Consider the following 8,644-nt stretch of genomic DNA (forward strand, 5'->3'; position numbering starts at 1 on the left):
TCAACCCAATTGCCCCATCTCCGATCACGACGACCCGATCGCCGGGTTGGACATTAGAACAGGATATCCCATGCAGGACACAAGCCAAGGGTTCCGTCATTGCAGCTAGGGCGCTGGGTAAGTCGGGAGGCACGGCTAACAGATTATGCTGCACAATGGGCGCTGGGATTTTGAGATATTCGGCAAACGTGCCGTTGTTGAAGAGCAAATTGGGACATAGGGAATACTCACGGCGGCAGCAGAAAAAGCAGGACATGCAGGGGGCGGAGTTGTTCGCCACAACGCGATCGCCTATATTCCATCCTGTAACCCCAACTCCAATCGCCACAATTTCACCAACCGCCTCATGACCGAACAACGTCGGTGGTTTGAGCATTCTCGCATGACCCCCACGCCGCCAGACTTTCAAATCAGTTCCACAGGTTGTTGCTGTGCCTACTTTGATCACCACCTCACCCGCCGCAGGTGTCGGTGAGGCTACTTCTTCCAAGCGTAAATCTTCCTGACCGTAGAGTAATGCAGCGAGCAATGGGGTCGTGTCTCCTCAGCTTAATTTCACTGATTTTAAGCTGTCACGCCTTGAATTGGCATTTTGGGATTGGGGGGAAAGAAAAAAGCGCCGGGAGAACCAACCACTTCTGAAAGAAGGGAAGGCATACTCGCCCCGACGCTGTTGCTACTTAATTAGTCTTTCGTTGTTATGGATTTTTTGGGGTTGGAGTTGAATGAGCCACGTTCCCGAAACCATACGACTTACCCCATTCTAGAATTCTAGGAACTGTGGCACTCCCTCAAACCCTGCCGTCTTTGGCTCAATCAGCACCGAAATTTGGTTATGAACTGACAGATTGTAAAACCTGCGATCGCGGCTTCCTGGGTTCACTACAGATAGGTAACTGACCACTCATTAAAGGCATCATTTCTTGGTGGCAGGAGGTGCAATACCAATAGACTCCTTTCCGTCGCGCATGGCGCAGCAAAACACTACCACAACAAGGGCAAGGGTTGACCAGCATACTTTCTTATCTCCTGGTTTTAAAAAGCGAGTTAATTAAAAGAGCGATTTTGGCACTTAAAGACTGCCCTGATCCACTAAGCAACTTGAGACTAATTGTTGAGCTTGAATCCATAGGATTTGATGGCGTTTAGCTAACTTCTATGCCTTCCAATCGGCTAGGTAACTTCTGTCGCTTTCTTAAGTTAAATCCCTAGTCGTGTTCCTCCTCATCTATCTCTAGAAGGAAGTATGTAGAAGTTGTGCAAATTTGGCATGATTTCATCGATCCCTATCACATCAACATCGATTTCCGAAGGGGAATGCTACCCCTTTATAAAACACCAAGCACTAATCTTTAGAGTTATTTAACCTTTAAAAAGCTACCCGCTACGAGGCAGGAGGGGCTCGGCTTGAGCCAGCATTTTCTTCAAATCCCAAAGTGTTAAAAATCTTAAAAGAAGCGATAAACAGGTGTCTTTTAGAACTGTAGTCCTTGCACTATCTGGATTTAACAATTTTTCATAATTACTGAGGCTCACTTTTCTCAGGAACTTCAATGGGGAGTAAGGGCTAAGATGAAGTTTTTTAAACTTCTCTCTCCAAGTCCGACTTATCTTGGGATCACAGAGAAATCACCAAGATTTTACCGGAACAACCTTTTTCCATCTCGGAGGGCTTGTTTTTATCTCTTATATACCTTAGCGCGACTTGCCGAATGAGGGTGGTGAAATAGGATACAGAATCAAGTTACATTCTTCATTAACAGAGGAAAATACTTTTTTGTTTATCTGGTCGAGCCGGGAAGCCTATAATTAAGTGTTGACGAGTCGTTGTCGGTAAAAATCAGCCAGTGACAAGGCAGGGTTCGCTACTTAGAAGGATTTCAAGTCATGCAACAGCTTCCTGTGGTAGCCTGAAAACATCAGGAGTCAGCCAGAATACATCCAGTAGTTACACTCTAGAAGCTAACTCCTAAGACGACTTGTTTGGGTGACCGAGAGCAGCTCCAAAACATAGAGAAATCTCTCTAAGATTTCTGGCTGATGATTGTCCTGCTGCTCACTGAGTAACTCCCATGCCGACTAAAACCCTCACCATTTTGCTGGTAGATGATAGCCCCACAGATGCCTGTCTCCTGCAAGAAATGCTACAGGCCGTTGAGGCTTTTCAATTTCAACTGATTCAGGTTTCGAGGCTGGAAGACGCCTTAACGTGTCTCAGCAAAACCTCAGAAATTTCGGTAATTTTGTTAGATTTGTCATTGCCGGATACCCAAGGGGTAGGCATAGTCACCCATTTACGTCGGGTGTCGCCGGATATCCCTATTTTGGTGCTGAGTGACAGGGATGATGAAGCGATCGCACTTCAATCGTTACAAAAAGGTGCTCAGGATTACTGGGTCAAAAATCAGACAGACCCTAAGTTATTAGCACGCTCCATACGCCATGCGATGATCCGTGTGCGTCAGGAGCAAGTGTTGCGAGAGTCGGAAACCAAGTTCCGAACGCTGTACGAATCAACCAGTACGGCGGTGATTTTGCTGGATGAAAAGGGAATTTTTGATGGCAATCATGCAGCTTTAAGCATGTTCGGTTGCACCCATCGCCAACAGCTGTGCGGCAAAGCTGAGGAGCGGGGGGGAATCGAAGAGGAGGAGATTTTCTCAACTCCAAGCCAGAACTGGCAACCAGCCTATCATTGGGGACGCAACACAAACGGTAAATCCTACGGGGAACGTCTAGCGGCGCTATCATCCCCTCATCTCTTGAGTAAATTTCCGCTCACCCTATCCCCCATCGGTTTTTCACCCGCAACACAGCTAAATGGGGAAGATTCTATCTCTCTGGCTAATGAGTATATAGCGAAGGCGATCGCACAAGGCAGTTGCCGTTTTGATTGGATGTACTGCAAGCGCAATGGTGAAGAGTTTCCAGCAGAGGTAACACTTACCCGAATTGAGCTGGGAAACCGCAAGGTACTACAAGCCGCCATTTACGATATTAGCGATCGCAAAGCCACAGAACGGCAGTTGCTACAAGCCAAAGAAGCAGCCGAAGCTGGGAGTCGTGCCAAGAGTGAGTTCCTGGCAATGATGAGCCACGAACTCCGCACCCCTCTGAATGCTGTACTCGGCCTCTCCCAACTGATGCGGCAAGAAATTTTCGGCACGCTCAATGACAAGCAAAGAGAATACGTCAGTTGTATTCAAAGTAGTGGGGAACATCTCCTGGCGCTGATTAACGATATTCTTGACCTCTCGAAGGTAGAAGCGGGTAAAGAGCAACTGACGTTTGTACCTTTGGATATCCAGGAGTTATGCGAATACTGCTTGGCAATGGTACGGGAGCAAGCCAATCAACAAGGGCTCAAACTCACGCTTCACATCGAACCCCCAACGCGGATTATCATTGCCGATGAGCGGCGTTGCAAGCAAATGTTGCTCAACTTGCTATCCAATGCGGTTAAGTTTACACCAGCGGGCGAGGTTTCGTTAACGGTCACGAAGCGATCGGTGAGGGCTAGCGATCGCGTAACGACAGCAACATTAGCTGCTTCGGTTGGGCATACCCCATCGGGGTGGGAGCAGCCGGAAGGGCATAGCGCTTATGGGCAGCGCCTCCAAGAGATTTGCTTTACGGTGGAAGATACAGGAATTGGCATTACGTCCCATCAGCTGCCACTGTTGTTTGAGCCATTTCGCCAGTTAGATAGTGGCTTAAATCGACGGTTCCCTGGTACAGGTTTGGGTTTGGCACTCACACAGAGTTTGGCGCGGTTACATGGTGGCGAGGTTACTGTCAAGTCAACCTTCGGTCAAGGCAGTCAATTTACCCTTTGTTTACCCGATAGGCAACTCGAAGAGTTGATTGTGCCATCCTTGCCTCAAGAGATAGGAGTTATTCAGGGACAAAGCTGCCCTCTATGGGCAAAATCTCGTATTCTCCTCGTTGAAGCAGATGAGCGCAGCGCCTTGGTGTTGAAAGACTATCTCCAGGTGATTGGTCACAGGGTAGAGCATTTAATCAATGGTCAAAACTTTCTCCAGAAGGTGCGGCAGTTTAAGCCCAACTTGATTTTGATGGATGTACAGCTTAGGGGAGATTGTACAGGATTTGATTTGTTAGCTGAACTCAGACGGGAACCGGACACGAAAAAACTCAAGGTAGTCATGGTAACAGCAATGGCGATGGCAGGCGATCGCGAACGTTGTTTACAGGCGGGTGCCGATGACTACCTCAGTAAGCCCATTGGTATTGCTCAATTAGAAGCGATTTTGATGCGTTTTCTTTGAGCAGCTGTCACCCATTTAACTTGCAGTTGATGTTTGGCACATTTCTTGTGGGATGGGCATCTTGCCCGTCCAAATTAGGCTTGATTATACCAATTTTATAAATGTTTGCTATAGATGTAGTTCTGACTCCCCCCTTAATAAGGGAGGTTGGGGGGTTGATGTGTAGCGCTATTTTAGGAAATTGATATTAAATGCACAGTCGCTTATCATATGATGTCCGGTTGATTACCCTTTTGCGAACGTTAAAATAAACCCATAAACTCCACATTCCCCACCATTACCATGACCATCACTAAAGAATTAGATACTCCTCAAGACATCACAGAAGATGTTATCTTTCCTCCAAGTGATTTATATAGTGATGAACCTCCCTTGGAAACTGAACTGCATCTACGACAAATTATCTTACTTCTGTCATGTTTAGAATGGTTGTGGCGAGACAGGAATGATTTCTACGCGGCTGGCAACTTGACAATTTACTATAGCCAGAAGAAGCGCAAAACAGAAGACTTCCGGGGGCCTGATTTTTTTGTGGTGCTAGACACCGAACGCAAAACCCGTAAAAGTTGGGTAGTTTGGGCAGAAGATGGCAAATATCCCAATGTCATTGTAGAAATTCTCTCCGACTCAACGGCTAATACAGATCGGGAGTTGAAGAAAAAACTATACCAAGATACTTTTCGTACACCCGATTATTTTGGGTTTGACCCCTATACCTTAGAATTTGCTGGGTTTCATTTAGCCGATGGCAAATATCAACCTTTAGAACTTAACAATCAAGGACATTTGTGGAGTCAACAATTAGGGTTATACCTGGGGATTTATCAAGGTCTATTAAGATTTTTTACCCTAGAAGGTGAGTTAGTTCCTACACCTGAAGAACAAGCTGATCTTGAACGTCAACAAACAGAATATGAGCGTCAGCAAAAAGAAATTGCTTTAAGTAAAGCGGAAAGATTAGCAGCTAAGTTACGAGAGTTAAATATTGACCCGGATACAATTTAATTTAGCATGGGAAATATAGCCCTTCTGGATTGGATGCGGTACACTTTTAAACTCTCTCCTACAAGGATAGAGACTTTGAAATTAGCCCTCTTCCCTAGTAGGGAAGGGAGTTGGGGGTTAGGTCTGACTGTACTCAATTCATTTGAGAATCGCTATAAAAAAGCATTGCAAGGAGCCTCGCCATGAGTGTTATCGCTGCCAAGTGGACAATTGATGAATATCACCGCATGATTGCTGCTGGAATTTTGAGCGATCGCCGAGTAGAGTTGCTTCAGGGAGAAATTGTCGAAATGCCACCAGAAGGAGAACCCCATGCTTATTCTAGTGATGAAGCAGGAGAGTATCTAGCAAAATTATTAGGTGAACGAGCCAAAGTTCGTCAAGCTAAACCAATTACCCTACCCAACGACTCGGAACCCGAACCAGATGTTGCCATTGTTCAACGTTTAGGGCGTGATTATCGAGAGCATCATCCCTACCCAGAAAATATCTTTTGGTTAATTGAGTATGCTAACTCCAGCTTAGAAAAAGATTTAGAAAAAAAAAGCAAAATCTACGCCGAAGTCGGTATTCCAGAATATTGGGTTGTAAATCTAAAAAAAATGCATTTGGTGGTGTTTCGAGAGCCTTTAGATGGAGAATACGCGACAAAATTCACACTAACTACTGGAGAAAATCACCCCCTTGCATTTCCTGATATTGCTGTTTCAGTGGAACAAATTATCAACAACTGAAGCAGATACAATACAGCTAAAAGCGCTATTTAGCCTGTGCAAATTAGTATTAAGTGGTATTCCTGCGGTAAGGTTTGCGATCGCTATCCTCTTACAGGCGTTAAAATAAACCCATAAACTCCCAATTCTCTACCATTACTATGACCATCGCTAAAGAAATAGATACTACCCAAGACATCACAGAAGATGTTATCTTTCCTCCAGGTGATTTATATAGTGATGAACCTCCCTTGGAAAGCGAACTGCATCTAGAGCAAATCATGCTCTTACTCAAATGTCTAAAATGGTTGTGGCGAGACAGGAATGATTTCTACGCGGCTGGCAACTTGACCATTTACTATAGCCAGAAGAAGCACAAAACAGAAGACTTCCGCGGGCCTGATTTTTTTGTGGTGCTAGACACCGAACGCAAAACCCGCAAAAGTTGGGTAGTTTGGGCAGAAGATGGCAAATATCCCAATGTCATTGTAGAGATTCTCTCGGAATCAACGGCGAATACTGATCGGGATTTGAAGAAAAAACTATACCAAGATACTTTTCGTACACCCGATTATTTTTGGTTCGACCCCTATACCTTAGAATTTGCTGGGTTTCATTTATTAGATGGCAAATATCAACCTTTGTCACCGAATAATCAAGGGCATTTGTGGAGTCAACAGTTAGAATTATATCTAGGTATTCATCAAGGTTTATTGCGATATTTTACCCCAGAGGGTGAGTTAGTTCCTACACCTGAAGAACAAGCAGAATATGAACATCAGCAAGCAGAATATGAACGTCAGCAAAAGGAAGCTGAACGACAACAAAAAGAAATAGCTCTCAGTAGATCAGAAAGATTGGCGGCTAAGTTGCGAGAGTTAAATATTGACCCAGATATAATTTAGCGTCAGTAAAAGTTACCCAAAGCAAAAGTTTTACGAAAATTGGCGGTCGTGCGAGATTTCACGAAGTTAAAGATTGCGACTCGCAAGAAGTCGGGGATCTCAAACCACCTCCAACCGCAAAAAATGCAGGCGTCCTGAACTCTCCCCGGCGACAATTGTTAAACCATCTGGTGCAACAGCACAGCAATTTATTGCACCCTCTCCAGTGAAACTAGCAATAACTTTCCCCAACCCCAAGTCCCAGACTTTGAGTGTCTTGTCATCGGAACCAGAAATCAGTTTTTGAGCATCGGGCGTGACAGCCACAGCATTTACAGAGTCACTATGACCTGTAAAAGTGAGTTGTTCGCTTCCTGTCGCCAAGTCCCAGACTTTGAGTGTCCTGTCACCAGAAGCAGAAATCAGTTTTTGACCATCAGGTGTGACAGCGACAGCGCTTACCCAGTCATTATGACCTGTAAGAGTTAGTAGTTCTTCTCCTGATGCCAAGTCCCAGACTTTGAGTGTCCTGTCACCAGAAGCAGAAATCAGTTTTTGACCATCAGGTGTGACAGCAACGGCACTTACCCAGTCATTATGGCCTGAAAAAGTTAGTAGTTCTTCTCCTGATGCCAAATTCCATACTTTAATGGTTTTGTCCCAAGAAGCAGAAACCACCCACTTACCATCTGGGGTAACAACTAAAGCTTCTATATCGTCACTATGATCTGAAAGAGTTAGTTGTTCGCTTCCCGTTTCTAAGCCCCAGACTTTGAGTGTATCGCCAGCAGAAATCACTTTTTGATTATCGGGTGTTACAGCCACAGCCCGTACCCGGTTACTATGACCTGAAAAAGTTAGTAATTCTTCTCCTGATGCCAAATTCCATACTTTAATGGTTTTGTCCCAAGAAGCAGAAATTACTTTTTGATTATCAGGCGTTACAGCCACATCATTTACCCGATAACTATGACTTGTAATAATTAGTTGTTCGCTTTCTGATGTTAAGTCCCAGACTTTGATGGTTTTGTCCCAGGAAGCAGAAATCACTTTTTGATTATCAGGTGTCACAGCTACAGCAACTACCGGGTAACTATGACCTTTAAGAGTCAAGTCTGATTTTCCTGATACCAAGTCCCAAACTTTGAGTGTACTATCACGGGAACCAGAAATCAGTTTTTGACCCTCAGGAGTAACAGCTACAGCGCTTACCGGAGAAGTATGACCCCTAAGAGTGAGTTTTTCGCTTCCTGATGCCAAGTCCCAAACTTTAAGTGTCATATCCTGGGAACCAGAAATCACGTTTTTGCCATCAGGAGTGACAGCGACAGCCAATACCCATTTACTATGACCCGAAAGAGTTAGTTGTTCTTCTCCCAATGCTAAGTCCCAGACTTTGAGTGTCTTGTCATGTGAAGCAGAAATCAGTTTTTGACCATCAGGAGTCACAGCTACAGCATTTATCTGTTCGCTATGACCAAAGAGAGTGAGTTGTTCTTCTCCTGATACCAAGTCCCAGACTTTAAGCGTCTTATCATGTGAAGCAGAAATTACTTTCTGAGTATCCGGTGTCACAGCTACAGCACTTACCCGTTCGCTATGACCTGAAAAAGTTAGTAATTCTTCTCCTGATACCAAGTTCCAGACCTTAAGTGTTTGATCGTGTGAACCAGAAATCAGTTTTTGACTATCGGTAGTGACAGCCACAGCGCTTACCCTGCCAGTATGACCTGAAAAAGTTAGTAGTTCTTCT

At 44.8% G+C, this 8,644-nt stretch carries 7 protein-coding genes; 4 read left to right on the forward strand and 3 right to left on the reverse strand.

Annotated features, from left to right (window positions below; genetic code table 11):
• Positions 1 to 529: zinc-dependent alcohol dehydrogenase (locus V6C93_RS11355; protein WP_333476771.1), on the reverse strand; the 529-nt coding region annotated here is incomplete at its 3' end.
• A gap of 304 nt (positions 530 to 833) precedes the next feature.
• The gene (locus V6C93_RS11360; protein ID WP_333476772.1) at positions 834 to 1,016 is read right to left on the reverse strand and encodes a hypothetical protein; all 183 of its coding nucleotides are present in this window, start codon (positions 1,014 to 1,016) and stop codon (positions 834 to 836) included.
• Between the two features lie 1,056 nt (positions 1,017 to 2,072).
• On the opposite strand from V6C93_RS11360, the gene V6C93_RS11365 reads away from it, so the two are divergent.
• The 4 genes from V6C93_RS11365 (at position 2,073) to V6C93_RS11380 (ending at position 6,912) form a co-directional block, all read left to right on the forward strand.
• Positions 2,073 to 4,289, forward strand: coding sequence for a response regulator (locus tag V6C93_RS11365; protein WP_333476773.1), 2,217 nt, complete (start codon positions 2,073 to 2,075; stop codon positions 4,287 to 4,289).
• 282 nt (positions 4,290 to 4,571) lie between these two features.
• Positions 4,572 to 5,294: a Uma2 family endonuclease gene (locus V6C93_RS11370; RefSeq protein WP_333476774.1), complete on the forward strand. Its 723-nt coding sequence runs from the start codon at positions 4,572 to 4,574 to the stop codon at positions 5,292 to 5,294.
• 182 nt (positions 5,295 to 5,476) lie between these two features.
• Positions 5,477 to 6,028, forward strand: coding sequence for a Uma2 family endonuclease (locus tag V6C93_RS11375; RefSeq protein ID WP_333476775.1), 552 nt, complete (start codon positions 5,477 to 5,479; stop codon positions 6,026 to 6,028).
• A gap of 140 nt (positions 6,029 to 6,168) precedes the next feature.
• Positions 6,169 to 6,912, forward strand: a complete 744-nt coding sequence (locus V6C93_RS11380; RefSeq protein WP_333476776.1) for a Uma2 family endonuclease — start codon at positions 6,169 to 6,171, stop codon at positions 6,910 to 6,912.
• A gap of 99 nt (positions 6,913 to 7,011) precedes the next feature.
• On the opposite strand, the gene V6C93_RS11385 is transcribed toward V6C93_RS11380, so the two are convergent.
• A partial coding sequence (locus V6C93_RS11385; RefSeq protein WP_333476777.1) for a WD40 repeat domain-containing protein occupies positions 7,012 to 8,644 on the reverse strand: 1,633 nt, incomplete at its 5' end.

This window comes from Allocoleopsis sp. (assembly GCF_036703385.1).
Taxonomy (GTDB): Bacteria; Cyanobacteriota; Cyanobacteriia; order Cyanobacteriales; family Coleofasciculaceae; genus Allocoleopsis.

Excerpts from the sequence above, each read along its gene's own strand:
- V6C93_RS11380 (WP_333476776.1), top strand. The coding sequence starts at position 6,169 with ATGACCATCGCTAAAGAAATAGATACTACCCAAGACATCACAGAAGAT.
- V6C93_RS11370 (WP_333476774.1), top strand. The coding sequence starts at position 4,572 with ATGACCATCACTAAAGAATTAGATACTCCTCAAGACATCACAGAAGAT.
- V6C93_RS11375 (WP_333476775.1), top strand. The coding sequence starts at position 5,477 with ATGAGTGTTATCGCTGCCAAGTGGACAATTGATGAATATCACCGCATG.
- V6C93_RS11360 (WP_333476772.1), bottom strand. The coding sequence starts at position 1,016 with ATGCTGGTCAACCCTTGCCCTTGTTGTGGTAGTGTTTTGCTGCGCCAT.
- V6C93_RS11365 (WP_333476773.1), top strand. The coding sequence starts at position 2,073 with ATGCCGACTAAAACCCTCACCATTTTGCTGGTAGATGATAGCCCCACA.